Below are 26020 nucleotides of genomic sequence, written 5' to 3'. Positions count from 1 at the left end.
AAAAAAATCGCATGCTTCGCAAAAATAAAAGATAAAATATTATTTTAAATAAAAAATCATACTGCTTGCACAGCATGATTTAGAAATATCAGAAATAATAGATTTAGTTCTACCTTTTTTAGAATTAAAAACATTATCGTCATAACCAGAATCTTCATATTTTTTAACCCATTTAGTGAAAGCAGAAAAAGAAATAGAATATTTCTCACAGATATCAGCTTGAGTTAAAGAATCACTGGAAAGATATTCTTTAACAACAGATAACTTAAAATTAGGATCATATTTTTTTCTTTTTCTCATTTAAAACACCCCTTTCTTCTTTTCATTTTTATGATATCATTTTCTTATTTTTTCTCCAAATCTTCCAAGGGGTGATTACGCGGCTTGCTTCAAGATATTGGAAAAGAAAAAGTTATTTTTTAACAGTGATGAAAAAATTGGAGAGTGAAAAATGTCAAAAGAAGTGTTAAATAATAAAAATTATGTTTTAATAATTATTTCTGATTCAATTAACAGATTCGGAGATTCAATTGACAAAATTGTTTATCCATGGATGGTATACGAAGTTACAAATTCAACAAGCATAATGGGGATTTTATTTGCAATAAATTTTATTCCTCAGATAATTTTTACTATATTAGGGAGTAATTTCATCGATTTTTATTCAAAAAAGAAAATTGTTATTTCAGGAAATCTATTACGTGGAATCATTGTATTTTTTACAGCTATTTTATTGTTAACTAAAACCATAAATGTTTCTTATATTTTTCTTTTTTCCATATTAAGCAGTTCTTTAGGAACTATTGTTAAACCAGCGAATAAAGCTTTGATACCTTTAGTGGTTGAAAAAAATAATTTAATGGAAGCAATATCTTTTTCAAATTTATTAATTTCTATAGTTGATATATCAGGGTTATTATTTGGAGGACTTATATCATCATATTTTAATATGTTTATAGCTTTTATTATTAATAGCTTGACTTTTTTTATTTCTTCAGTATTATTAGCCTACATCAGGATAAATGAAATATTTGAAAAAAATATTTCAAAAAATAAATTTTTGATTTTTGATACTTTGAATTATATAAGAAAAAATAAAATAATATTTCCAAGTATTTTAATGGCTTTTATTGTAAACTTATGTATAACTCCATTTTATATATTACAAGTTGTATATGTAAAAGATATTCTAAATCAAAATTCTATTTATATTAGTTATATGGAAATATCAACATTATCTGGAATAATAATAGGAAGTTATATAATATCAAAAATATCAAAAAAGATTAAAAATCTTAATACTATAGTTGTAAGCATTATATTTTTAAGTATTACTTATGCCTTATATGTACTTCCACAAATAATTATAGTTGAAAACTATAACTTATTTATATACATAGTTTTTATAAGTTTTTTCTTTGGTTTTTTTGGACCTTTTTCGACAATACCACTAAATTATTATATTCAGGCGTATTCACCTAAAAATATGTTGGGAAGAATAAATTTACTAAAAAGTTTCTTAGCTAGAAGTTCAGCTCCATTAGCAGGATTGATAGTATCAATAATATCTAATAAAACAGATATTTTAAGTATTTTTTTAATTATGTCCAGTATTATGGGAATATCAGCAATTATATTTTATTTAAAAAATTATAAAACTTTTAACCAGGTAAAGAAAATTGTGAAAGAGTCAGTATGAGGTTTTAATTAAAAACCCCTCAATAATCTCATCAATCAAAGCTCTTTCATCATCTTCAAAAGAGTAATAACCAAGAGCAACACGCTTATAACCTAAACCATATTTAATTGCAAAATCACGAACATTATCTTTTGGATAAGGAGTAATAGGCCATTTAATATTGTATTGAACGCAATTTCTTAAAAACACATCAAAAACTTTCATTTCCTCATCACTGAGCTCAAAATAGTGTAGAATAAATTCTTTAAATTCTTCACATTCTTTAAAAGCTCAGTGATGAGTTTTTTTCTTGATAAAAAGATATTAGAGATATAAATTGATAGTCAAAAGTGTTATAAAGCGCCAAAGATACACTAAAAACTTTGTGAAAAATAAAAAATGTATAACTTAATTAATACAATACAGAGATTAAGGAGTGGAATACATGAAAAAGATAAAAGAAATAATAAATTTTTATAGATGTATTAGCAGGAAAAGATTGATTTTAACTCTTATTGGAGGTCTAATTCTTTCCTTTCCAATAATCATAAATATATATACGCCCGTTATTATAGGTAAAATAATCGATAATCTGTCAAATCAAACGCTAAATATAAATAATATATATCTTTTAATAGGATTATTTGCATTAAATATAATATTAGATTATATAGGAAATAAAATATATTTGTACAATAAATACAAAGCAGCAGATGAAATGAGAAACTATATATTTGAAAAAACTTTTAGTATACCTATAAAAGAATTTAACAGAAATGGTGCAGCATATTATTCTACATTAATTAGAGAACAATTAAATAACGCATTTGCAGTACTTGATTATTCGTTTATCCAAAATATTTTACTTACAGTACGAATGATATTTATTATGGGAATAGTATTTTTATGGAGCAAAATAATATTTATAGTATTTTTATTAAATGGTGTGGCAGTTTATTTGTTTTCAAAAAACATGAATAAATTGACAAGACCATATATAGAAAAAGGAATGAATGAAGTAAGGAAAATAAATTCCTTTCTAAATGAATCGTTTAATAATATCATACAGGTACTTTCCGGAAATTTCGTTAAAAAACTTTCAAGAGAATATCAGGAAAAGAATAAAATTACAACAGATTATTTTTTAAAATCAGAATATATAAGAGTGAAATTGAATATTTTGCTTTCTGAAATTCCGGAAGCATTTACAAAAGTGTTTATTATAGTTTATTCTGCATATCTGGTTTTAAAAGGAAATATGGAAATAGGTCAGATATGGGTATTATTGACTTATTATTCTTATATAAAACAACCATTTGAATTCTTTAGATACTTCTCTAAAGCATTTTTAGAAGGTGATGTAACTATTAATGAAATAAATAAATTTTATAGTAAAACAAAAGAAAACAAAGGAAAAGATAAAAAATATATGGAGTTATTATCTGAAGATAATTTTTACACATTAAAAAATGTAAACTACAAAATAAATGGAAGAAAAATATTGAAAAATATAAATATTGTATTCCCTAAAAATAAAATAATAGGAATAGTTGGTTTATCTGGAGAAGGAAAATCAACACTGATAAACATCTTATTAGGATTTGAAAAAGAATATGAAGGAGAAATATACTTAAATAGAAAAGACATAAGGAATTTAACTCATGAAAAAATATTTAACGAATTGGATTATTATGAACAAAATGTAAAAATATTTAATAAATCACTAAAGGAAAATATAATTTTAGGTCGAGAATGGAATAAAAAAAGATATGAAGAAATAGTCGAAAAATTAAAATTAAAACATTTAGAAAATAGAAAGTTAGGGAGCAATGGTGAATTTATTTCTGGTGGTGAAAAACATAGAATTCAATTAGCCAGAATTATGTATTCAAATAAAAAATATGTAATCCTTGATGAACCGCTTACCAACCTGGATGCAATTAATGAAAAAGAACTGCTGGATATATTAAATGAACATTTAAAAGATAAATCAGCAATTATAATTTCTCATAAATTTAATATCATAGATATTTGTGATTTAATAGCGGTAATAGAAAACAGTAAGATAACCTCATTTGATGCTCATGAAAATTTATTAAAGAAAAATGATTTATATAAAAAATTAAGAGATATAGCTGTTAATTTTGAAAATCGATCTAAAATAAATCAATGAATTTTATTAATTTTATAGTAAAACGCAAGAAAAATTTCCTTAAAAAGAATTTCGCGATATAAGACCTTTGTTTGAAATCGGATGATAAATTAATCATCCGATTTTTTTATTGCCTTTAAAATCGCTAATTTTTAAAAATCATAAATTTTGATACCTGGTAAAATTATATTTTTCTATTTAACTTCGGTAAATCAAAATTTACCGAAGTTAAGAGAAAGTCTTTAATAAAGCTAAAAATCGCTATTTTTCTATTAAATATACCTATAAAAATACAAATATTTGAGTATGAGACATTATCTATTTTTTCTAGATGAAATATTTTTTTAGTACTTTTTTATATAATATATATAGTTTATACAATATATAATAATTATTACATTGTATTTGTGGTCTTTGTTTGTTTTTGATTTTTCTATTGGTCGTATTAATGTATATTGCATTATATAATTTATTATTGAATATATAATAATTTATCTATTGTATAATATAAATATTTGATGTATAAGAAAAATGAAATTGATTATTTTTAATTTTTAATAAATAAATTTTATCTATGAATATATAATATATATTAAAATATATAATGTATAAATTTAATTGATAAAAAAATTCCAGATTTGAATTTTTATGGTATACTTATCATGGAGAAATTTTTTGATTGGAGGATGAAATTATGGGAAAGGTTCTAGTTGTTGATGATGATAAAGTAATTAGAGAATTTTTAAGAGAATTACTAACTTCAAAAAATATTGAAGTTAACGATGTAGAAAAAGGAAGCGAAGCTATAGAATTACTTAAGCATACAGAATATGATGTTGTATTATTGGATATAATAATGGAGGATTTAGATGGAATAGAGGTTTTAAGAAGAATAAAGAAAATGTCACCATTAACTACTGTAATTATGATGACTGCTTATTCAAGTCCGGATTATGTTTTGCATGCACTAACTCTTGGTGCAACTGATTTCGTTGAGAAGCCGTTTGAGCCAGAACTGATATTAAAATTAGTTAAGGAAAATCTTACTCGTGTGAAAAGATGGAAAAAATCTTTGGGTTTATGAGGGCTATATATTATGTCCTTTATATCTAATCTAACTTTTTCGGAGTTTAATGAATATATTAGTAAAATTTTTGATTTAATAATAAAAAAAGTAAGAGCTGATTCTGGCTCTATTCTTGTTCTTGATGAAAATGAAAATATTATATACAAGGCTGAAAAAAATCTTACCATTGAAATTGAAAAAATCTCTGTTGGTGAAATTGACAGACTTGTTTCCAGAATGAAGAAGCCTGTTATTCTTGAAGATTTATCAGAATTTCCTGATTTAAAAGGTAAAAAACGAGAGGAAATAAAATCATCTATTATTTTTCCAATGTATTTCAAAGATAAATTAATAGGTTTTTTAAATTTAAATAGAAAAAATTCGTCTTTTATCAATAAAGATATTGAAATTATAAAAGAGCAGGAAGTTTTTTTAATTCCTACTATATATAATATTGTTCTTTTAGAAGAAATAAATAAGGAACGTAGAAAGTTTAATAGATTTATTATTGCATTAAAAATTATGATAGATTCATATTCTAACTCAAAAAATACATTTGAATTTTTAGGAAAGGTTTTAAGTGCGGTAAAAAAAGAATTGAATGCAAAAATTACATTTGTTTTTCATGATTCACAATATACTGGAAAGGGGATAAGATTTGGAGACAAGGTGCTTGAGATAGTATATGGTGAAAATTATGATATTGAGTATGTTGAAAAAATAGAAGAATTCTTTAAAAGTATATTATTATTAAAACATCTTGAAGAAATTACAAAAACCATAGATGTATATTCTGAAAATTCCAAAGAAATTTTAATGATGAATTTTGTATCCTGGGAATTGCTTCAAGAGGTAAATAGCACCTTAACCTCATTAAATATGATAGCTTTTATGTTAAAAGACAAAGATCCACGATTAGCAGAAAATATAAAAGAAACTGTTAAAAGATTACAAAGTGCATCTGATAAATATAAATCTAAATTCTTTAAAGATAAAAAAATAGAACTTGTGGATATCTATGATTTACTTGAAGATATTGGAAAACGTATAAAAATATTTTTACCTGATATTGATTTTAAAATATTGAATATTTTTCATACTAAAATATACTTTCAGAAAGAAATTATTTCAAATGCCTTTTTCAGTATTTTTCTCACAATACTAAAAGATTTAAAAACAGATAAAAACATTTCTTTTGAAATTTCACACGAAAAAATAAGTTTACGTGAGATAAAAGTGATAATTACAGCATACCCAATTAATATGTCAATAAGCGAAGAAAAGATTAAGGAGCTTTTTAAAATACCATTAGGTATATTTGAAAATTATCATATTAAATCAAATGTTCAAATTAACGAAGATAAAATAATTTTAGATTTCATTATCCCAAAAAAATAATACCCTTAAAAAGGGTATTATTTTTCTAATGCATAAACAATTTTTTCTAAATCGTTATATGTGTTAATATATGGAATTTGTTTTCTTATTTCCCTGGCATTTTTTAAACCTTTTGTGTAAGCAATAAAAATCTTTTTAAATCTTCTAATTGCTTTTTCTTCACCATAATCATCTATCATCATTTTAATATGTTCTAAAATTGTTGATTTAAATTCTTCAAATTCTGGCTTTTTATTTGAGAAAATCCATGGATTGCCCATACTTCCACGAGCAACAATTACAAAATCTACATTATATTCACTCATTAAAATTTGCGCATCTTCATATGAATAAACATCTCCACTTGCTCCTAAAGGAATATCACAAATTTTTTTTAAATCTCTAAACCTTTTCCAATTCGCCTCTCCAGAATATAATTGTTTTTGAGTTCTGGCATGGACAATAACATAATTAGCATTATTCTTTTGAACAACTTCGATTATCTTTTCTGCAATATCCTCATCAAAACCCAATCTGATTTTTACTCCCACTGGAATTTCAACATTTTCCTTTAATGCTTTAATAATATTTCCCAACTTATCTAAATCCTTTAATAAAGCCGAACCTGCTCCTTTTTTTATTACTTTTTTAACAGGGCAACCGGCATTTATGTCAATCCAATTTCCTTTATTTTCAACTAATTTTGCAGCTTTTATAAAACTTTCTATATTAGAACCAAATAATTGAATACCAATATCTTTTTCATTTTCTTTTGGCAACATTGAAAAACTTTCTTTTTTATCTCTAATTAATGCTTCTACACTAATCATTTCAGTAAAAGTAAATTCTGCACCATTCTTCCTGCATATTTCTCTATATGCATAATCTGTATAATCTGCCATTGGTGCCAATCCAATTTTACCTTCTAACATATATCTCTCAACCCCAAATTTGGAACTGCATCAAGAGATAAATCAGCAAAATTATTTCTAATAAATTTTTCATAACCTGCACGTGCAATCATAAGCGCATTATCAGTACATAAATTTAACGGCGGGAAATAGATTTTCATATTTTTTCTTTTAACTTTTTCTTCTTCTATTCTTTTCCTTAAATATGAATTTGCAGCAACACCACCTGCAATAATTATTTTATCAACCTTTAAATCTTTAGCTGCTTTCATAGTTTTATGAATTAATGTATCTATTAAAGCCTTTTGGAATGAAGCCGCCACATCTTCAATCTTATAATTATCATTTTTCTTAGTAAAATATAATAGTGCAGTTTTTAATCCGCTAAAACTAAAATCATATCCTTTATGATACAACGGTTTTGGAAAATCATAAATAGGTTTTCCATTTTGAGCTAATTTATCAATTTTAGGACCGCCAGGGTATCCAAGATTCAACAATCGAGCAACCTTATCAAAAGCTTCGCCTGCTGCATCATCTATAGTTTGACCAATAATTTCAAAATGCAAATAATCTTTTGCATGAAGTATCATAGTATGACCACCAGAAACAAGCAAAACGAGAAATGGCGGTTCTAAATCATCGAAGGCTATAAAATTGGCATAAATATGCCCGTACAAATGATTAACTCCAATTAATGGTTTATTTAAATTTAAAGCCAACCCTTTTGCAAAATTTAAACCAATAAGCAAAGCCCCGACTAATCCGGGGCCATATGTAACTGCAATAGCAGAAATTTCTTCAGGTTTTATATTAGCTTCTTCAAAAGCCTTATTAGTTAATTGATTTAAATAATTCAGATGTTTTCTTGCTGCAATTTCCGGAACAACACCACCAAATATCTTATGTATATCAATTTGCGAAACAACAAGGTTAGAAAGTACTGTATTTCTTCCCTTTAAAATTGCAACAGCTGTTTCATCACAGGATGTTTCAATAGAAAATATAATAGGTTCTTCCTTCATTATGCACTCTCCCGTTCAATCATAACAGGTTCTTTCTTTTTCTTAACAACATCTTCATCAATAATAATTTTTTCTATAATGCCTTTTCTTCCAGGAACTTCAAACATTATATCAAGCATTACTTCTTCAAATACGCTTTTTAAAGCTCTTGCACCGGTTCCTCGTTTTAATGCTTCTTTAGCAAGTTCATATAATGCACCATCAGTAACTTCCAATTCAACGCCATCTAATTCAAGCATTTTCTGGTATTGTTTTAACAATGCATTTTTGGGTTCTTTCATAATTTTTACTAAATCTTCTTCACTTAAGTCGCTTAATGTAGAAACTACAGGAAATCTTCCAACAAATTCTGGGATTAAACCATAATGTACTAAATCATCTTGAGTTACATTCTTTAATATTTCTCCAAGTTTTAAATCTTTTTTAGACTTTATTTCAGTACCAAAACCCATTGTAGTTGTAAGAATTCTTTGTTTAATAATATCATCAAGTCCATCAAATGCACCACCAGCAATAAATAATATATTAGAAGTGTCTATTTTAATAAATTCTTGATATGGATGTTTTCTTCCACCTTGAGGAGGAACATTTGCAATAGTTCCTTCTACAATTTTTAATAATGCCTGTTGAACACCTTCACCTGAAACATCTCTTGTAATTGAAGGATTAGGTGATTTTCTTGTAATTTTATCAATTTCATCAATGTATATAATACCCATTTGAGCCTTTTTAGTATCAAAATTAGCAGCCTGTAAAAGTCTTAAAATAATATTTTCAACATCTTCACCAACATAACCAGCTTCTGTTAAAGGTGTTGCATCAGCAATTGCAAATGGAACACCAAGAATTTTAGCTAAGGTTCTTGCCATTAATGTTTTACCAGTACCAGTTGGTCCTATTAATAATACATTTGACTTTTCAATTTCAACATCATCGTGTTTATTGCCGTAGAAAACTCTTTTATAGTGATTATAAACGGCAACAGCAAGTGTTTTTTTAGCATATTCCTGTCCAATTACATATTTATCTAACTCTGCCTTTATTTCAGCAGGTGTAGGTAATTCCTTTTTTTCGCCTGCATTTTCTCCCTCGATATTTTTTGCTTCCTGTTCTTCTATTAAATCAGCAAATAATTCTATACATTCATTACATATATACACACCAGGTCCAGCGATTAATGTATCAACTTTGCTTGCTGGCCTTCCACAAAACGAACAATATTTTTCTTTCATAAACCGATTCCTCCCGTTTAAATATAATTTCTTTTATCCTATTTTAACACCTTCATGTAGATTTTCTTCAATAACTTTCTTTAATATTTTGTAAAAAAATATATTTTACAAAAAAAGAAGAGGTATAAAACCTCTTCTTGATATTAATAATTTTATCCAAAGCTGAGACTTATTATTAGATTACCTCCTGCGCCAACATTAGCATAAATTCTTTGGGTTTCAAGTGTATTTATTAAAGCAAGTAAATTTTCACCTTGAATAATAGTAGGAGTTGTAATTTCAAGACCTCCAATATCAAGATTGCTTAAAAACATACCGCTGATCATATTTGATAATTCTGCAATAGCGCTTCGGGCTACATCAGAATCAGCTTCAACTTCCATTCCCTGCATCATAGTATCTATAATTTCAAATTTAGCCTGATCATCAAATTCAAAGGTTATCATACCGCTATTCTTTTGTCCGGTAATACCAACGAGTATGGCTGTATCTGATTCTATTGTATGATACATGCTTTTGCTTGTAGTCATAACAGAGAATGAAATATTCATTGAATTAAAAACATTTTCTGTGGCATCAGCCAATTTGTCTAGCATTATTCATCCTCCTTAAAAGCAACGTTATAATTTATTTTATATTTTCCATCTGAAAGGACAACATTATATGCATCCATTTTAAAATTAAAGAACATAAGGTCTTTCCCGCTAAATGAGCTTGGAGGTGCTAATCTAATATTGTAACCTCTATATTTGTTGTTTACATGAGTTATTGCATTTCCAGCAACCATATTCCCAAACTCATTCATTGTTATCAAAACATCATCATCTATCTGTGTTTTATCGTCTTCCGTTAGAATATTATGAATTTCAATTCCTAATTCTTCTGGGATATTTATAATCATTCTTCCTGAAATTTTTCCAGTATAAGACACTAAAATTACAACTCCATCACCTTTAAATAGATTACCTTCCATTTTTTCAATGTTACCTTCCATTTTAACCATTCTATCGGTAAACTCTTCATATACATTATTAAATGCAGTAATAAAAAAGATTATAATCTTATTTATATCTTTAGCTTCCACATTATTCACCTACCATTGATTTTAGCTTTTCAAGTAAAATATTAGCTTTAAAAGGTTTTTGCATATTATGGCTTATACCAATATTCTTTGCTTCTTCAATTAAATCATCATCTCCCATAGCACTTAATAAAAGAATTTTAACCTCATTATTTATAGCTAATATTTCTTTACTTGCTTCCAAACCATCTTTAATAGGCATTGTAACATCCATTGTTATAATATCTGGATTAACTTCTTTAAATACATTAACTGCTTCTTCACCGTTTTTAGCTTCTCCAACAAATTCAAATTCCTCCGTTTTTTTTAAAGCTTTTTTTACTAAATTTCTTATTAATGGTGAATCATCAACAACCATAACTTTGTATGTCATATTATCTCCTCCTATCTGCTTTTTTAATTAATTCTTCTGCTATTTTGTATGATGGCAATACAATACTTGCACCACCACGTTTAATTGCTTCAGCAGGCATTCCAAAAACAACAGCTGTTTCTTCTGATTCTGCGATTGTATACCCGCCCATTTTTTTTATTTTTTTCATTGCCTCAGCTCCATCATCCCCCATTCCTGTCATCAACACGCCTATTGTTTTATCTTTGTATACATTTGACACTGAATCCATCATAATATCTACTGACGGCATAAATAAATGTCTTGGAACTTTTGAAAGTCTTATTTTTACACCATTTAAACCTTTTCTAACCTTTAAATGATAGCCACCTTTACCAACATAAACCACTCCAGGTTCTACAACCATATCATCTTCAGCTTCAACTACAAGCATTTTACTATATTTATTTAATCTTTCAGCATATTGTTTTGTAAATTGTGGCGGCATATGTTGTACAAGAAATACAGCCGCATTTAAATCTGAAGGCAGTAACGGGATTACATCATATATAGTTTTAGGACCACCTGTGGAAATTCCAATTGCTATTGCATAATAATCAAAATTAGAATAACTCTTAGTAAGCGTTTTCTTTTTTATAACAGGTGTTTCTTCGGTACTTTTTTTAATTTTTGTAAAATGTTCAAAAGCTGTTGTGCGACGTGAAGATTCGTATGCCGCAAGAAGTTTTTTTAATAATTCATCACGAACAGAATATATATTTTTTGAAACAGTTCCTTCTGGTTTTCCTATATAATCAAATGCACCAAGTTCTAAAGCTTCATATGCTGTAATAGATCCTTTTTGAGTTAATGATGAAACAACAATAACAGGTGCTATCTTTTCTTCAACAATATATTGAACAGCAGTAAGACCATCCATTTTTGGCATATTTACGTCCATTGTTATAACATCTGGTTTTACTTTACGAGCTTTTAAAACAGCATCTTCACCATCTCTTGCTGTTGCAATTACTTCGAATCTTCGGTCACTTTCAATAATTTTTTTCAATAATTTTCTCATCAATGCCGAATCGTCTGCTATTAAAACCTTTATTTTTTCCATTTTTTATCACCAACCTTTATTCGGCTATTGAGATCTCTTTAATTTTTTTGTTTTTGTTTCACCACTCTTTTTCTTTTCTTTAATTTTAGTTTTGGAATTAGTTTTCTTTTTAATTTTCTTTTCAGTTCCATTATTCTCAGATGAAATTTTTTCAATCTCTTTTAACTCATTAGCATTAAGAATTTTTTCAAGGTTTAACACCAATACTATTTCATTTTCATCCTTTATAACTTCAGAAACAAACTCATTTTTCTTTGTTTCCTTGGAAACTTTAGGAATTTTTGTTAGATTACTATTCTTAATCTTCCTTACTCCGTTTATCTTATCAACAATGAAACCAATTAAATTATTCTGTGATTCAATAACTATTATTCTTGAGCTTTCTGTAATGGTGTGATCTATATTTCCGAAACGCTTATTTAAATCTATAATTGGAAGAATTTCTCCCCTAAGATTCATAATTCCTTCAATAAATTCTGGTGTATGAGGAATTTTTGTAATTTCAGAAATCTTTGTAATTTCTTTTACCTTATCGATTTTTATTCCATATAATTCATCAGAGACTATAAAAGTTACATATTGCGAAGATTCTTCAGAATTTTCATTTTTTTGACTTTCTTCAAATTCATTTTCTTTAAATTCTTCAAGATCTTCAAGGCTTTGAGGAATCAACTTTTCTCCATCAAGTAACATAATCACTTTATCTTCTGTTTTTACTATTCCTTTTACTTCGACCTTATCTTTTTTCGTTAACAACGATGGTGGATTTTTTAGAAGAGATTTTTTAATTCTTATAACTTCATGTATTTTATCAACTATAAGGCCAAATTTGAAATTTCCAATTCTTAATATTATAACTTTTGTAAAATCATCTATTTCTGTTTCTTCATCAATAAGCATTTCTTTTAAATCAATTATTGGAATTACCGATTCTCTCAAAGTTATTACACCTTTTATATATGTCGGCATATCAGGTAAAGCATTTGGAAATGTATATCTTATAATCTCCTGAACTTCATTAATCAAAAAACCATATAATTCATTTTGGATTTCAAAAGTAGCAATTTGTACATAATCTTCTTTTTCTTTTTCAGATTCATTTTTCTTTTTGTTGGCATTATTAAATGATTTACTGGAATTATCCTTTTTTTGAATTTCAATTAAAGAGTCTAATTCTAAAATCATATAAATATTATTTTCTTTTTTTATAACACTTTTTATATATTCACCAGAAGTGCCGGATGTTTCTATTTCATCTTCTGTAACCCTTATAACTTGAGCTGTTTTATCTACAACAATACCAAAAAGATAATTGTTTATATTAATAATTAAAACTTTGGTATTTTCAGAAAATCCTGATTCTATATTTAATTTTTTTCTTATATCTATTATAGTAACAATACTCCCACGCAAATTCGCTAATCCAAGAACATAATCAGGTGTTGATGGAATCTTTGTTATTTGAGGTAATCGTATTATTTCTTGAACCTTTTGCATAGGTAGTGCGTATATTTCCTTTCCTAAGAAAAAAGTTACATATTGGGTCATATAATCATCCCCTTTTATGACTGCAGTTCATCGGCTACAGTTGATATTTCTTCAATGGCATTTGCAATTTCTTCCATGGCTCTTGATTGTTCTTCAGCTGCTTTTGAAGCTTCCTCTATAGCAGCTGCGGATTCTTCAGCAGCTGCGTTTATTTGTTCAATAGCCTTTTTTGATTGTTCAATTGCTGCAACAATTTCATTTATTGCTATAAACATTTGATCAAACTTTTTTAATAGTTCATCAAGCACATTTTCAACATTATCAAGCACTTTTACCGCGAGCTTTGATTTTTCTGTCTCTTCACTGGCTTTTCTCTTACTATTTTTTACACTTGATTCAGAAAGAATTACCTGATATTGTATATCATTAACAAGTTCTTTTATCTGTTCCATATTCTCTGTAGATTCCATGGCAAGACTTCTAATATCATTTGAAACAACTCCAAAACCTTTTCCATACTCTCCAGCTCTTGCTGCTTCGATAAATCCGTTTACAGCAAGCATATTTGTTTGTATTGCTACATTATCTATCTTATCAACAGTTTTATCTATTTTTCTGGATTTTTCTGATAATAGTGAAACCTCTGAAAGAATATGATTAAAATCTTCTTCAGCATCCTGAATTCCTTTTAATAATTCATTTATTTGAACTCTGTTTTCTCTAATTTCTTCAAATGATTCTTTAAGCATCTCATTATCTTCTTCTATGGTATCTCTTATTGCTGTTATTATTTTTAATAGCTCTTCAACAACTTCAAATACTTTCATTACTTCTTCCGCTAATACTTCTGAACCTGTAGCAAGTTGTCCCAAAGCAACTTTTATTTCTTGAGAACTCTTATATGATTCCTCAATATTTGCAGATAACTGTTCTGATGCAGCAGCAAGAATTTCTGCAGATTTTTCTGTATCAGTTGAATTTTTTAAATCTTCTGCAAGATCGACCAACTCCCTTGTTGCACTATTAATTTCAGATAATGCTTTACTTTGTTCCTGAATAGCATTTAATGATTCAAGAGAAGCTGAGCTTATTTGTTCTGAAGCACTTGCAAGATGTTCTGCAGATTCAGCATATTCTTCAGATTTTTCATACATTTTTTGAATGCTTTTAATTTCTTTATTTATACTTTCAACAACATTATTAAAAGTATTCATAATATCATTAAAGTTCTTTTCTATATCATTTCCAAGTTCTTTTTGTGATTCAAAATCTTTATTAATTTTTTTGACGGAATCTACTATTTTAGAAACAGAAACCTTTATGCTATCTACAATTTCTCTTATATCCCTTGCTGATTTTTCAGAAACCTCTGCAAGTCCTCTAACTTCATCGGCTACAACTGCAAATCCACTACCATGTTCTCCAGCTCTTGCTGCCTCAATCGCAGCGTTTAATGCCAATAAATTAGTTTGGTCTGCTATTAAAACTACCGTTTTTACTATATCTCCAATTTTTTCTGATTGTTGTGATAACTTGTCAATAATATTATTTGTTTCTCTATTATCGTTTATTGCGTCATTTACCGCATTTACAAGACTATTTATGTGTTCAATAGATATGTTTATACTTTCTTTTGCGCTTGAAGTATCTTTTTGAACATCAATGGCAATATTATTTATGTTTTTAGCATTTGCATTAATCTCAGCAATTGCAGCTCTTGTTTCATGTATTGCTCCAGAAGATTGTTCAGCACCAGCGGAAATCTGTTCCATTGCTTTTGAAAGTTCTTCAATTGATGCTAATGTTTCTTCAACATTGGCTAGTAATTGTTCTGATGCAGCAGAAATTCTTTCAGCCATTGCCTGTCTTTTTGCCAAAGTTCTTGCTCTAGCTCTTTCTTGAGCTTTTCTTCTAGCTTCTTCTTTTTTTCTCAACAATTCATTTTCTTTTGAATCAGAAACTCTTAAGCCTGTTTTAGGTGAAGAATCTGGTGCTATTAATTTTCTTCTTTCCATAATTTTCTCTCCTTTCCCAAATTAAGTCAAATTATTTTATAATCATTTATAAAATTTGTATCTTTTTTATTTTCATAAACTGTATCAGTAATTATTAATTCGTTAGTATCGCCTGTATCCAGATCTTCAGCTGTCACCTCCAGAACACCATTTTTATTTAGTTTAAATGAAACAGAAAGATTGGCTTCGCCTTTTTGCCATTTTCTTTTTGATTTAAAATGGAATAAACCAAGAGAAACAAGTTTATCTTCAACTTTTTGTAAAACATTAATTATTACAGTATCCTGATTATCTTCTGTATTGGTAAAGAACTCCATCGACTCGCAGGGATAATGAATGCCTTTTTTTAGAATTGTTATAAAATTACCATCATCATCAAGAATTCCAAGTGAATGCGGAAGAATATCTTTTAATTCAATATTTTGAATAGTTTTTTCAATAATTCCAGCGTATAAAGCTGCTCCCTGGACAACAATTTCATCTGGATTGAGCGAATACTTAATCTCATTATATGGAAATAATTCCAGAACAATTTCCTTGAATATTTTCATTCTTGATGCTCCACCAACAAGTAATATCTCATCAATATTTTCAATTTGGAAATCCTTTATTGTTTCCAGTATCAATCTTTTTATCTCTTCTATTAAATTTTTTGAAATTTTTCTGAAGATTTTATTTGAAAAATTAAGGTTAATATGTAACGGTTGTCCGTTTTTAATGGAAATATATGGTATTATAATGTTTGTTTCATCGACAGAAGATAAATCCATTTTTGCTTTTTCTGCATTATTATATATTTGTTGCAAAGCTATAGTATCTGTACTTAAATCAATATTATGTTCTTCATATACCTTTTCCAATATCCATTTTGCAATTATTTCATCAAAGTCTGCACCACCTATGTGCGTACTTCCACCAGTATTTATTACTTCAAATATTCCATTGTTTATATTCATTAGAGTAATATCAAATGTTCCCCCACCAAGATCTAAAACAAGGATTTGTTTTTCTTCATTGAGATTTACACCATATGCAAGAGCAGCAGCTGTTGGTTCATTAATTAATTTCAGTACTTCAATACCTGCAAGATTTGCTGATTTTATTACACTCTGCCTTTGATTATCATCAAAATAAGCAGGAACACTAACAACCGCCTTTTTTAATTCTTTGCCATAGGTTTCTTCAGCATATTTTTTTAATTTGAAAAATATAAATGAACCTATTTCTTCTGGTGTGAATTCTTTATTGAAAATTCTATATTTTTTTAAGCTTCCCATATCCCTTTTTACGCGTTTTATTACATTTTCTCTTTTTACGTATGAATAAGATTTTGCCATTTCTCCAACAAGAACTTCTTTTTCATTTTTTAAATATACCACTGATGGCGTTAATCTTTTTCCACGTTCATTAATAATAATTTCTGGTCTGTTTTTATCATTTAATATAGCAACTAACGAATTTGTTGTTCCAAAATCAATACCGTAAATCATTCTGATCCCCTCAATATTTTTAAATTTTCACTTATTTCCATATTGTTTGGATCGATTTTAAATCCTTTCTCAAGAAATTCAATAGCTTCACTTTCGAATTCGTGCTCTGCAAGTAATATAGCCGCATTATTTAAAGCTTTTGCTTTTATTGTATTACTTGCATTAGAATTTGAAACGAGCATATAATAATGAAAAGCCATCAAATAATTTCCTTTTATATCAAATTCTTTAGCTTTTTCGTATAATTCTTCAATATTATTATTTTCTTTTACAAAAGATTTTTTTATTCTCTTTTCATCAAAGAAGGTTTCTAATCCTCTTCCAAGTAGTTTCATGATTCCACCTTCTTTAATATTTCAGCAGCAATTTTTTTTAAGTCGCTACTTGCTCGCGATTTTGGTGCATATTTATGTACAGGTATTCCATGACTTGAAGATTCAATTACTTTTACATCATTTCTCAAAGGAGTCAATATTTTTTCATTGCCAAATGTATTAGTTAAATTATCAAATATTTCCTGAGTTATTTTTAATCTTTTATTTACCATTGTTGGTATTATTCCAAGAAGTTTTATATCAGGATTTTGATATGTATTTACGTAATAAAAAACTTCCATTATTTGTGAAATGCCAACAAGAGATAAAAAATCTGTTTTTACTGGAATAATAAGATAATTCGCCGCGTTAAGCGCATTTATAGTTAATAAGTTTAAAGAAGGTGGTGTATCAATAAATATATAATCGTAATTATTTTCTATATCTATTAGAAAATTTTTTAAAATAATATTTTTATCCTCAAAATTATTTAATTCTATTTCTAGCGCTGCAAGATGTTGATTGGCTGGAATTAGATCAAGAGTGTCATTTTTAGTAATTATTTCATTTTTTATAGTATTGTTTTTTATAAAATCTATAATTCCCTCATATATGCCATATTTAACTTCAAAAGGATTTAAGCCAGCATATACAGAAGAGTGTGCCTGTGAATCAAAATCTATTAATAATGTTTTGTGTTTTTCTGATACAATTGAAGCTATATTATATGCAAGTGTTGTCTTTCCACTTCCTCCTTTTCTATTTGAAAAGACGATTTTGATAGCCATTATATCACCAGTCCCATAGGATTTAATACAAGGACAACCTGGCCATTTCCTAAAATTGTAGAACCTGAGATAAAACCACTTCTCAAATATTCTGGTATGGATTTTATTAAATATTCTCCTTCTTCCAAAAACTTATCTACAAGAACAGCTACTCTTTCATTATTTTCCTCTACTATTACAAGGGGTAATAAGTCAAATTCATATTCTCGATTTAGTATATCCTCAACATTGCTTTCTTTAGAATTCAAAACATCTCTTAATGAAATTAATGGAATAACTTCTCCTCTTACTTCTATAAATATCTCACCTGCAAAATTATGGACTTTATCTTTATGTATTTTTAAGGTTTCTTCAATACCTTCAAGAGGGAATATATATTTTTCTTGCTCAGACTCAACCATAATTCCCATAATAACAGATAGTGAAAGCGGAATTCTTAAAATAAATTTTGTTCCTTTTCCAATTTCAGATTCAACATAAACCTTACCATTCATCTTTTCAATATTTGTTTTTACAACATCCATTCCTACACCACGCCCGGAAATATCTGTAACCTTTTTTGCTGTACTAAATCCAGGCTCAAAAATATAGTATAAAATTTCCTCATCAGATATTTGAAGCGCTTCTTCTGAAGAAACCAAACCTTTTTCTATTGCTTTATATCTAACTGCTTCTGGATTTATTCCGCGACCATCATCTTCTATTTCTATAAAGACATAGCTTCCTTTGTAATATGCTCTTAAATAAATTTTACCTACAGGTTCTTTTCCCGATTTTTTCCTTTCTTCAGGTGTTTCAAGGCCGTGATCAAGGGAATTTCTAATCATATGTGTAAGTGGATCGGAAAGCAATTCGATAACTGCTCTATCAACTTCTGTGTCTTCACCTTCCATAATAAGTTCAACATTCTTACCAAGACTTTTTGAAAAATCTCTTACTGTTCTTTTGAACTTTACAAATAAATCTCTTATAGGAACCATTCTCAATGACATAACTACATTTTGAAATTCAGCCGATAATCTTTCTAATTTGGTATTAAGATTTTTCATTTGTAATAGTAAATTTTTGTCTTTTATATCTGCTTTTGCAAAATGTTGTGAAGAATTTTTTAATGTAATAAGCTCTCCAACTAGATTTATCATTTTATCAAGTTTTTCGCTTTCAACTCTTATAGTTTTTGAGGTAAATGTTGTATGTTTTTTTGTTTGAGGTTCTTTTTCTTTGTTTTTAACAATCTTTTCTTTTATTTCTATATTTTTTTTGTTGATTTTGTCTCTTAACCTTGTTAATTCAGTTACCCCACTTTGGAAATCGCTTTTCTTAATAAAATTCATAAATTTTTCAAAAATTTCTTTTAAACTTTCATCATTACTTTTTTCTATTCCGTTTGATATTGGCACTGCCATTCGTTCTACTTGTGAAACTTCGACATTATCAGATTTCAAATATTCAATTAATTGTGAAATTATATTAGAAGTTGCTTCATATACTGTATGTTTATTTTCGTGTATTTCAATAGTTTTTTCATTTTTTTGATTATTATCTCTAACCTTTCCATCTAATAATGAGGAAATTTTTATTAAATACTCGTTAATATCAGGTGATTTTTCGTCGTTTATAAGTGTTGTTTTGAAATCTTTTAGTAGATCAATACCTTCATAGAGAATATTTATAAGAAAAGCTATATCTTTTTTATTTTTTCCATTTTTAGAATCAAGCATTATATCCTCAAGCATATGAGAAATTTTTTCAATTTTTTCCAAAATTTCTCTTTTATTTCCACTTAATCCCATTGATAATAAAAGCCTTGAAACACCTTTTATACTATGAAAGTTTCTCATTAAAACATTTGCTATATCTTCTTTTTGAGATTCTTCATATTCAACAAGATTTTGTTCAAGACTTTCAAGATTTTCTGTATATTCATCAAGAAAATCGTTCATCATTTCATCATCAACGTCCATTGTAAAATCATCATCATTATTTTCAACTTTAATTTTATTGTCAATAATGGGTGGTTTTTCTTCTAATAACTGCTTTTCAGAATTTTCTTGATTTGTGCTTTCATTCTCGTTTTTTAACTCTTTACTTTTTTCTATTTCATCAACGATATCCTGATAGTTTATATCTTCAAGCGGAATATCCACTTCATTCCCCTGAGCGTTTTCAAGAGCTTCTCTTACCAATGAAATTGTATCCTTAATTACATCAAGTCCTTCTAAAAATAAATCTATATGTTCAGAATTTAATGAGATTTCATCTTTCTTTGCCATTTTTAATATATCTTCAACTGCATGACAGGTATTTACAATAGGGATAAGATTTGCAAAACTTGAAATTCCTTTTATAGAATGAAATGACCTAAAGACGTCATCTATACTTTCTTTAGACGGATTATTTTCAAGCTCCATTATCTTTTCTTCTAATCCTTCAAGATGTGAAGGTGCTTCTTCAAGGATTGATTCCAATATTTCCATATCATCTTCAAGAAACTTCATTACTATCATCTCCTAAGACCAGTTTAATGCTTTCTTTTAAAAGTTTTGGATCGGCAGGTTTTACTATATAAAAATTTGCTCCTAACGCCAATCCTTTTGTTTTATCCTTTGCATCATCCATTGTTGTTACGATAATTACCGGAATATCCTTTAATTTTTCATCTTCTCTTATCTTTTTTATTAATTCATATCCATCAAGATTTGGCATATTTAAATCAGTAAGAACACAATCAATATTATCTCCAAACATATATAGTATTTCCAACGCTTCAGCACCGTCTATTGCCTCAAGCACTTCATAATTTGCTTCTCTTAATATATATGCATGATAATTCCTTGTCATCTTTGAATCATCAACAATAAGAATTTTTCCCATAATTTACACCCCTCTTATGGTTTTTGATAAACAATCATATCTCCAGCTCTTTTTAATTTAAATGCATTTGAAATACGACTCATTGATTCGGAATGTCCAAGGAAAATATATCCCCCTGAATTTAACATTGAATAAAATGTTTCAATTACCTCACGCCTTGATTCTTCAGAAAAATAAATAAGAACATTTCTACAAAAAATAAAATCAAAACCTTTTCCTAATTTTAAAAGACTATTTGAATCGCTTAAGTTTGCCTTAAAAAATTCAACATATTTTTTTACATTATTTTTTATTTTATACTTTCCATCTTCGGTTATAATAAAGTACTTTTCAAGATACGGCTGAGGGACATGTTTTATTGAATATTCATTATAAATACCTGCTCTAGCCTTTTTTAATATATTTTCATCTATATCTACACCATAAATTTTATAAGTATATGGTGGATCGAGTAATTCCTGCATAATAATTGATAATGTATATGGTTCTTCGCCTGAAGAACAACCTGCAGATAATATTTTTATATCCTGGCTTCCTTTATTTTCAATTACTTCATATAAACAGACTTCCCCAAAGGCCTGTAATTGTGAGAATTCCCTGAAAAAATACGTTTCGTTTATAGTTATTGAATTTATTAGTTCCTGTAATTCCTTTCCGCGTCTATCAACATATTTCAAATAATGTATATAGTTATTTATATTATCAATATTTAGTTCCTTCAAACGATCCATCACTCTTTTTTTTAAAAAATATACCTTTTCGTTTCCGATATATATACCAGTTTTTTTATATATAAAATCCCTTAGTATTTTGAATTCATTTAATCCAAAAATCATTATTTCACCTCTCTTCGAGGGATTTTAGCGTATCTTCAATAGCAAAAACAACGTCTTCATCTTTAGATTCAGAAAGTATTTTTTTTAGTATATCCTTAAATTCTATATAACCTTTTTCAGAAATAACATCCAAAATACCAAATAATATATAATTATTTTCAAATCCTTCATTTAATACTTTTTTTATAAAATTTTTAACTTCTTCATCTTCACAAAATTCTCCTACAAGTATCAATATTTCATATTTATTGGGATACGGAATATCTGAATAGAATAATTCTTTTAATATTTCTTTTATTCTTAATTTTGTTTTTTTATCCATTTGAGTATTTTGAATAATACTTTTTATTATGTCAATAAATTCTTTATAAAGTATAGTCCCCTTTTTATCAATTATTTTTTCAATAATTTCTATAGTATCTATATTATTAAATTTCGCCATAAAATTTAAATAAGGTATTAAAATCATATCAGGTAAATTCTCAGGTTGCTTAAATTTGTTTTTTATAATTTCTAAAGAGTAATTATTTCCTATAATGCTCAATGTTTGCAATACTGTGGAAATAAAAAACGGATTATCGAATTTATCAATCAGATCACTAATCTTATCAGCATATTTATATCCTTCGAGTTCTCCGAGATATTCAATTGCTGCCATAACATTATTTATGTCTTCATCTTCAAGACCTTTGGCAATAAAATCCATTAATTCTGGATCTTCCATTCTAAATAGAGAATCGAGAGCATATTTCCTTATATGTTTATTTTTCGAATTTAATAATTTATTCAAATAATATAAAGATCTTGATTTTCCAAGAATTGTCAATATGGAATCTCTTACAAACAAATCATCATTCATTAATAATTCTTCAAGCTTTTTTTCATCAACATCATCAAAATTTGCCTTTTTAAGTATGTTTACGATAGTTTCTTTTATCATTCTGTTGTCTGTTTTTTGCAAAACTTTAACCAAAAAATCCTTATTTTTTTCAATTAATTCAATATTATTTTTAATTTCTTTTAAACCAATTAAAAATTCATCATCATTATTCTTTTCAAACAATATTCTCAAATCCTCCATAATATCACCTCGTCTTAAATTTTTATATAGGACTTGACATCACTATAAAAAATATTGTATAATTATATTGTATTCTATTCTAAAAATAGAATAATTTAAACTAAAAAAAGAATTCACTTGTATTATACCACAAAACTAATAGGGGTGTAAAGTATGATAGAAATTTTTTTTAACAGTAAGTTAAAAATTAAAGTATTGAAGGTTCTTGTTGAAACAGATGAAATTTATTTTAATGATTTAAGAAGAAGAATAAATAGTGGAGCTGGAAGCTTAAAAAAGGTTATTGATTTTTTTTATGAAAATAATATAGTAGATTTAAAACGTATTGGGAAAAGGAAACTTATAATTTCATTAAAAAAGGATTATAAGGATTTGTTAAGACAAATCTTTGAGTTGGACGATAATTTTATAAAGGTAAAAGAAAAAAAAGATATTTTATTGGATTTCTTTGATGAGGAGGGTGTGGAGTGACTGCTATACATATTGATGACTCTAAATTGAGTCTGAAACTTTTTAAAAAATTTTTTTTAAAGGTATTTCCTGATTTTACAATAAATTCATACACACCCAAAGAATACCTTTCTCAAAGAGACAATTTAGGTGATTTTGATATTATAATTACTGATTTATTGATGCCTGAAATCTCGGGATTTGAAATTGTTGAAGATATTTATAAGAATTTTAAAAGCACTAAAGGTATTTTTCTTGTAGTAATGTCTTCTAATATTCAGGATGCTGTTAAAAGTGAATTATTTGAAAAAGGAGTTAAAGTTTTCATAGAAAAACCTATTACTCTTGATAAAATGAAAATTCTTAAGGAGGAATTTGAGAAGTGGAATTCTTAGATAAGATTTTAAAAGAAGGCATTGATAATGCCGCAAATGTTTTGAAGGAAATGACGGGATTTGATGTTAGATTAAATTCTTCTAACATTTCCGAGTTCAATATAGATAAGAATATAGAAAATTCATATATTCTAAAACAGAAAGCCTTTGACAATGAAGGTTTGTTTATTGATTTTTATTTTACTATGATAACAAAAGAATTTTTAAAGTTTTTATCTGTTATAGAAGGAGAAACAATTACCGAAGTTCAAAATGAAGAAGAACTAATAGATTCTTTTATGGAAGTTGGAAATATTATATGTGGTAATGTAATTTCTTCTTTTGCAAATGCTTTAAATAAGAAATTTTATTTTTCGTTACCGGTAATAGAAAAGATATCTTATAATAATGATTTGATATTAAAGGGTGTTAGAGTAAAATTTGAAATAAAAGAATTCGATATTCAGGGAAATCTTATGTTTGCTATGTCGCCAGAAAGTTTTGATTTATTTAATAATTCATTGAGCAGGTGATGTGAAAATGAAGGTAAATATTGAGTATCTTCCAACTGCTATGGCAATTATGGATTCTGAAGGGAATTTGATATATAAAAATTTTTCCTTCAAGAATTCTTTTGAAGTTGCAGATAATATATTTGATATAATATTACCTCATTTTCATTCAGCATTGAAAAGAATGATTGATAGCAGAACATTACTTGTATTTTATGAAAGAAGCGGAAAGAAGTATACTACAGTAAAAAATCTCTATTTCAAAATTTCTTTTATTCCATATGAAGATGATAAATTCTTAATAGAATTTCAACCTCGAAATGTAGAAGTGATAGCTGAAGACACATTAAAGAAGAAAAGTACCAAATTTTCAATTACTGTTGATACGTATGAAAGAATTATTAATTTTTATCTAAAATATCTTAACTTTTTTGATCCACCTAAAAATATTGGTTTCGAAGAAACTATAGAATTTTACGGAAATACATTAAAATCTGAAGGATTAATAAGTAAGTTTTTTTATCATAGAAAAGAAGAAAGACAAGATTTCCATCGTGAAGAATTGGAAGACTTTGATTATGTTTTAAGTCTTATTAATGGTTATGTCTTTTATTTTAGTTTGAATACAGATATACCAATAAATATTAGACATACTATTTTGAAATCTATAGAGACATTATTGAGATTGACTAGTGCTCATGAAGTTAATAAAACTTCTGCAAAAAGCAATTTTGAATTCTGGGATACTGCTAATGCATTATTAATAGGTATGTTTCATGAAATAAATAATCCACTTACTGTTGCTTTAATGCAAAGCGAGATGCTCTTGAGCGTATATAAGAGTGATGAAACATTAGGCCCAAAACTCTTGAAGATTTATAATAACTTAAAAAAAATCATTTCTATTACAAAAATTTTCAGAGATATGGTTAAACAGACAAATGAAGTTAAAAAAATAGATTTATTGAATTTGATAAATAATTCCATAAAATTTCTTGAACATAAAGATATGGAAAAAATATATATTAATATAATTCCAGAAAATTGGTCACCACATTATATATATGGAAATGAAGCTGATTTAATAATCGTATTTACCAATTTAATAAGTAATGCTATTGATTCCATTCAAAAAGCCAATAGGGAAAGAGGAATTATAAATATAAAAATATCAAGTCTAAACGATTATTATATCGTTAGTATTGAGGATAACGGGAAAGGTATACCAGCAGAGATTATTTCTAAGATATTTGAACCATTTTTTACAACTAAAAGTCGACATGGTCTTGGTTATGGTTTATATCTTGTATCAAGTATATGTAAAAAATACAATATAGATATATCAGTAGAAAGTGTTCCTGAAAAGGAGACAGTTTTTTCTTTAAAATTTAAAAAATTTAAGGGGGAAGAAGAATGACTTGGAACATTTTAATAGTTGATGATGAAAAAGAGATTAGAGAAATTTTAAAAGAGTATATAAGTTTGGAATTTAAAGATGCAAAAATTTCTATTGTTGAAAATGCGGATGAAGCATCAAAACTTCTGAAAGAAAAACAATTTCATATTATCATGCTCGATATCGTAATGCCTGGTATGGATGCATTTGAGTTTTTAAAAGAAGTTAAAAAATTAAATTCTTTAATTCAGGTTATTATGATAACTGGAAATTCTACATTAAAAAGAGTTCTTGAAGCCATAGAACACGGTGCAGATGATTATCTTATGAAACCATTTTCTACAGAAGAGGTTAAAAAAATTCTTCATTGTTCGTTTGATAAAATCGGTAGATGGCGTTCAGCATTTAAAAACTCATTATAACAAT

27 protein-coding genes are annotated in these 26020 nt (G+C 27.1%); 9 read left to right on the top strand and 18 right to left on the bottom strand.

Translation table 11 applies throughout. The annotated features are described in order from the left end of the window. Positions 1–39 precede the first annotated feature (39 nt). Positions 40–300, bottom strand: a complete 261-nt coding sequence (locus tag XO11_RS01505) for a transposase (protein WP_075780150.1) — start codon at positions 298–300, stop codon at positions 40–42. 151 nt (positions 301–451) lie between these two features. Between XO11_RS01505 and XO11_RS01500 the strand changes: the two genes are divergently transcribed. After that, on the top strand, positions 452–1699 hold the full coding sequence (locus XO11_RS01500) for an MFS transporter (RefSeq protein WP_075780149.1): 1248 nt from the start codon (positions 452–454) through the stop codon (positions 1697–1699). On the opposite strand, the gene XO11_RS01495 is transcribed toward XO11_RS01500, so the two are convergent. Continuing rightward, positions 1691–1903 (bottom strand): hypothetical protein, encoded by a 213-nt coding sequence (locus XO11_RS01495; protein WP_232223911.1) that lies wholly within the window; start codon positions 1901–1903, stop codon positions 1691–1693. The two genes, XO11_RS01500 and XO11_RS01495, sit on opposite strands and share 9 nt — an antisense overlap. Before the next feature lie 220 nt (positions 1904–2123). On the opposite strand from XO11_RS01495, the gene XO11_RS01490 reads away from it, so the two are divergent. The 3 genes from XO11_RS01490 to XO11_RS01480 all read left to right on the top strand — a co-directional run bounded on the left by XO11_RS01490 (position 2124) and on the right by XO11_RS01480 (position 6294). Next, complete coding sequence (locus XO11_RS01490; protein WP_175418057.1) at positions 2124–3851, top strand: ABC transporter ATP-binding protein; 1728 nt, start codon at positions 2124–2126, stop codon at positions 3849–3851. 673 nt (positions 3852–4524) lie between these two features. Continuing rightward, positions 4525–4914 carry a response regulator gene (locus XO11_RS01485; protein ID WP_014295733.1) on the top strand — a complete coding sequence of 130 codons (390 nt, stop codon included), beginning with the start codon at positions 4525–4527 and terminating at the stop codon, positions 4912–4914. Between the two features lie 12 nt (positions 4915–4926). Next, positions 4927–6294 (top strand): GAF domain-containing protein, encoded by a 1368-nt coding sequence (locus XO11_RS01480; RefSeq protein ID WP_175418056.1) that lies wholly within the window; start codon positions 4927–4929, stop codon positions 6292–6294. A 17-nt stretch (positions 6295–6311) separates the two neighbouring features. Here XO11_RS01480 and XO11_RS01475 read toward each other — a convergent pair whose 3' ends face one another. The 16 genes from XO11_RS01475 to XO11_RS01400 form a co-directional block, all read right to left on the bottom strand. Further along, positions 6312–7205 (bottom strand): tRNA-dihydrouridine synthase, encoded by an 894-nt coding sequence (locus tag XO11_RS01475; RefSeq protein WP_175418055.1) that lies wholly within the window; start codon positions 7203–7205, stop codon positions 6312–6314. Then, the gene (gene tsaD / locus XO11_RS01470) at positions 7199–8209 is read right to left on the bottom strand and encodes a tRNA (adenosine(37)-N6)-threonylcarbamoyltransferase complex transferase subunit TsaD (RefSeq protein WP_075780145.1); all 1011 of its coding nucleotides are present in this window, start codon (positions 8207–8209) and stop codon (positions 7199–7201) included. The genes XO11_RS01475 and tsaD overlap by 7 nt, the downstream gene beginning before the upstream one ends. Beyond that, positions 8209–9441, bottom strand: coding sequence for an ATP-dependent Clp protease ATP-binding subunit ClpX (gene clpX, locus XO11_RS01465; protein WP_014295729.1), 1233 nt, complete (start codon positions 9439–9441; stop codon positions 8209–8211). The genes tsaD and clpX overlap by 1 nt, the downstream gene beginning before the upstream one ends. 152 nt (positions 9442–9593) lie before the next feature. Next, positions 9594–10037 (bottom strand): chemotaxis protein CheX, encoded by a 444-nt coding sequence (locus tag XO11_RS01460; RefSeq protein WP_175418054.1) that lies wholly within the window; start codon positions 10035–10037, stop codon positions 9594–9596. Beyond that, on the bottom strand, positions 10037–10525 hold the full coding sequence (locus XO11_RS10460; RefSeq protein WP_175418053.1) for a chemotaxis protein CheX: 489 nt from the start codon (positions 10523–10525) through the stop codon (positions 10037–10039). The genes XO11_RS01460 and XO11_RS10460 overlap by 1 nt, the downstream gene beginning before the upstream one ends. A gap of 1 nt (position 10526) precedes the next feature. Next, on the bottom strand, positions 10527–10895 hold the full coding sequence (locus tag XO11_RS01450; protein WP_175418052.1) for a response regulator: 369 nt from the start codon (positions 10893–10895) through the stop codon (positions 10527–10529). A gap of 1 nt (position 10896) precedes the next feature. Next, on the bottom strand, positions 10897–11976 hold the full coding sequence (locus XO11_RS01445) for a chemotaxis response regulator protein-glutamate methylesterase (protein ID WP_175418051.1): 1080 nt from the start codon (positions 11974–11976) through the stop codon (positions 10897–10899). A 24-nt stretch (positions 11977–12000) separates the two neighbouring features. Then, positions 12001–13524: a chemotaxis protein CheW gene (locus tag XO11_RS01440; RefSeq protein WP_175418050.1), complete on the bottom strand. Its 1524-nt coding sequence runs from the start codon at positions 13522–13524 to the stop codon at positions 12001–12003. A 14-nt stretch (positions 13525–13538) separates the two neighbouring features. Beyond that, a complete protein-coding gene (locus XO11_RS01435; protein WP_175418049.1) occupies positions 13539–15479 on the bottom strand; it encodes a methyl-accepting chemotaxis protein in 1941 nt (646 codons plus the stop codon). A 26-nt stretch (positions 15480–15505) separates the two neighbouring features. After that, the gene (locus XO11_RS01430) at positions 15506–16969 is read right to left on the bottom strand and encodes an Hsp70 family protein (RefSeq protein WP_175418048.1); all 1464 of its coding nucleotides are present in this window, start codon (positions 16967–16969) and stop codon (positions 15506–15508) included. Continuing rightward, on the bottom strand, positions 16966–17304 hold the full coding sequence (locus XO11_RS01425; protein WP_175418047.1) for a hypothetical protein: 339 nt from the start codon (positions 17302–17304) through the stop codon (positions 16966–16968). The genes XO11_RS01430 and XO11_RS01425 overlap by 4 nt, the downstream gene beginning before the upstream one ends. After that, the gene (locus XO11_RS01420; RefSeq protein WP_175418046.1) at positions 17301–18071 is read right to left on the bottom strand and encodes a ParA family protein; all 771 of its coding nucleotides are present in this window, start codon (positions 18069–18071) and stop codon (positions 17301–17303) included. Before XO11_RS01420 ends, XO11_RS01425 begins: the two co-directional genes overlap by 4 nt. Then, the gene (locus XO11_RS01415) at positions 18071–20569 is read right to left on the bottom strand and encodes a chemotaxis protein CheA (RefSeq protein ID WP_175418045.1); all 2499 of its coding nucleotides are present in this window, start codon (positions 20567–20569) and stop codon (positions 18071–18073) included. Before XO11_RS01415 ends, XO11_RS01420 begins: the two co-directional genes overlap by 1 nt. After that, the gene (locus XO11_RS01410) at positions 20556–20945 is read right to left on the bottom strand and encodes a response regulator (protein ID WP_217671592.1); all 390 of its coding nucleotides are present in this window, start codon (positions 20943–20945) and stop codon (positions 20556–20558) included. The genes XO11_RS01415 and XO11_RS01410 overlap by 14 nt, the downstream gene beginning before the upstream one ends. A gap of 14 nt (positions 20946–20959) precedes the next feature. After that, on the bottom strand, positions 20960–21781 hold the full coding sequence (locus XO11_RS01405; RefSeq protein WP_175418044.1) for a protein-glutamate O-methyltransferase CheR: 822 nt from the start codon (positions 21779–21781) through the stop codon (positions 20960–20962). 4 nt (positions 21782–21785) lie between these two features. Then, a complete protein-coding gene (locus XO11_RS01400; protein WP_175418043.1) occupies positions 21786–22862 on the bottom strand; it encodes a HEAT repeat domain-containing protein in 1077 nt (358 codons plus the stop codon). A 153-nt stretch (positions 22863–23015) separates the two neighbouring features. On the opposite strand from XO11_RS01400, the gene XO11_RS01395 reads away from it, so the two are divergent. The 5 genes from XO11_RS01395 to XO11_RS01375 are packed head-to-tail and all read left to right on the top strand — an operon-like array spanning position 23016 to position 26016. Further along, positions 23016–23333, top strand: coding sequence for a hypothetical protein (locus XO11_RS01395; RefSeq protein WP_175418042.1), 318 nt, complete (start codon positions 23016–23018; stop codon positions 23331–23333). After that, on the top strand, positions 23330–23707 hold the full coding sequence (locus XO11_RS01390) for a response regulator (protein WP_175418041.1): 378 nt from the start codon (positions 23330–23332) through the stop codon (positions 23705–23707). Before XO11_RS01395 ends, XO11_RS01390 begins: the two co-directional genes overlap by 4 nt. Beyond that, complete coding sequence (locus XO11_RS10700; RefSeq protein ID WP_175418040.1) at positions 23695–24219, top strand: chemotaxis protein CheX; 525 nt, start codon at positions 23695–23697, stop codon at positions 24217–24219. The genes XO11_RS01390 and XO11_RS10700 overlap by 13 nt, the downstream gene beginning before the upstream one ends. A 7-nt stretch (positions 24220–24226) precedes the next feature. After that, positions 24227–25615, top strand: a complete 1389-nt coding sequence (locus XO11_RS01380; RefSeq protein ID WP_175418039.1) for a HAMP domain-containing sensor histidine kinase — start codon at positions 24227–24229, stop codon at positions 25613–25615. Continuing rightward, positions 25612–26016, top strand: a complete 405-nt coding sequence (locus tag XO11_RS01375) for a response regulator (RefSeq protein ID WP_175418038.1) — start codon at positions 25612–25614, stop codon at positions 26014–26016. Before XO11_RS01380 ends, XO11_RS01375 begins: the two co-directional genes overlap by 4 nt. Positions 26017–26020 lie beyond the last annotated feature (4 nt).

This window comes from Marinitoga sp. 1138, from assembly GCF_013363265.1.
GTDB lineage: Bacteria > Thermotogota > Thermotogae > Petrotogales > Petrotogaceae > Marinitoga > Marinitoga piezophila.
This window is presented reverse-complemented; position numbering and strand designations above follow the sequence as displayed.

What these genes read in the sequence shown, in the direction of transcription:
- XO11_RS01500 (WP_075780149.1), top strand. Translation starts at nt 452, where the DNA reads ATGTCAAAAGAAGTGTTAAATAATAAAAATTATGTTTTAATAATTATT.
- XO11_RS01490 (WP_175418057.1), top strand. Translation starts at nt 2,124, where the DNA reads ATGAAAAAGATAAAAGAAATAATAAATTTTTATAGATGTATTAGCAGG.
- XO11_RS01400 (WP_175418043.1), bottom strand. Translation starts at nt 22,862, where the DNA reads ATGGAGGATTTGAGAATATTGTTTGAAAAGAATAATGATGATGAATTT.
- XO11_RS01380 (WP_175418039.1), top strand. Translation starts at nt 24,227, where the DNA reads ATGAAGGTAAATATTGAGTATCTTCCAACTGCTATGGCAATTATGGAT.
- XO11_RS01375 (WP_175418038.1), top strand. Translation starts at nt 25,612, where the DNA reads ATGACTTGGAACATTTTAATAGTTGATGATGAAAAAGAGATTAGAGAA.
- clpX (WP_014295729.1), bottom strand. Translation starts at nt 9,441, where the DNA reads ATGAAAGAAAAATATTGTTCGTTTTGTGGAAGGCCAGCAAGCAAAGTT.
- XO11_RS01420 (WP_175418046.1), bottom strand. Translation starts at nt 18,071, where the DNA reads ATGGCTATCAAAATCGTCTTTTCAAATAGAAAAGGAGGAAGTGGAAAG.
- XO11_RS01435 (WP_175418049.1), bottom strand. Translation starts at nt 15,479, where the DNA reads ATGGAAAGAAGAAAATTAATAGCACCAGATTCTTCACCTAAAACAGGC.
- XO11_RS01460 (WP_175418054.1), bottom strand. Translation starts at nt 10,037, where the DNA reads ATGCTAGACAAATTGGCTGATGCCACAGAAAATGTTTTTAATTCAATG.
- XO11_RS01395 (WP_175418042.1), top strand. Translation starts at nt 23,016, where the DNA reads ATGATAGAAATTTTTTTTAACAGTAAGTTAAAAATTAAAGTATTGAAG.
- XO11_RS01495 (WP_232223911.1), bottom strand. Translation starts at nt 1,903, where the DNA reads ATGAAAGTTTTTGATGTGTTTTTAAGAAATTGCGTTCAATACAATATT.
- XO11_RS01475 (WP_175418055.1), bottom strand. Translation starts at nt 7,205, where the DNA reads ATGTTAGAAGGTAAAATTGGATTGGCACCAATGGCAGATTATACAGAT.
- XO11_RS01505 (WP_075780150.1), bottom strand. Translation starts at nt 300, where the DNA reads ATGAGAAAAAGAAAAAAATATGATCCTAATTTTAAGTTATCTGTTGTT.
- XO11_RS01405 (WP_175418044.1), bottom strand. Translation starts at nt 21,781, where the DNA reads ATGATTTTTGGATTAAATGAATTCAAAATACTAAGGGATTTTATATAT.
- XO11_RS01450 (WP_175418052.1), bottom strand. Translation starts at nt 10,895, where the DNA reads ATGACATACAAAGTTATGGTTGTTGATGATTCACCATTAATAAGAAAT.
- XO11_RS01425 (WP_175418047.1), bottom strand. Translation starts at nt 17,304, where the DNA reads ATGAAACTACTTGGAAGAGGATTAGAAACCTTCTTTGATGAAAAGAGA.
- XO11_RS01430 (WP_175418048.1), bottom strand. Translation starts at nt 16,969, where the DNA reads ATGATTTACGGTATTGATTTTGGAACAACAAATTCGTTAGTTGCTATA.
- tsaD (WP_075780145.1), bottom strand. Translation starts at nt 8,209, where the DNA reads ATGAAGGAAGAACCTATTATATTTTCTATTGAAACATCCTGTGATGAA.
- XO11_RS01440 (WP_175418050.1), bottom strand. Translation starts at nt 13,524, where the DNA reads ATGACCCAATATGTAACTTTTTTCTTAGGAAAGGAAATATACGCACTA.
- XO11_RS01485 (WP_014295733.1), top strand. Translation starts at nt 4,525, where the DNA reads ATGGGAAAGGTTCTAGTTGTTGATGATGATAAAGTAATTAGAGAATTT.
- XO11_RS01480 (WP_175418056.1), top strand. Translation starts at nt 4,927, where the DNA reads ATGTCCTTTATATCTAATCTAACTTTTTCGGAGTTTAATGAATATATT.
- XO11_RS01445 (WP_175418051.1), bottom strand. Translation starts at nt 11,976, where the DNA reads ATGGAAAAAATAAAGGTTTTAATAGCAGACGATTCGGCATTGATGAGA.
- XO11_RS01410 (WP_217671592.1), bottom strand. Translation starts at nt 20,945, where the DNA reads ATGGGAAAAATTCTTATTGTTGATGATTCAAAGATGACAAGGAATTAT.
- XO11_RS01415 (WP_175418045.1), bottom strand. Translation starts at nt 20,569, where the DNA reads ATGAAGTTTCTTGAAGATGATATGGAAATATTGGAATCAATCCTTGAA.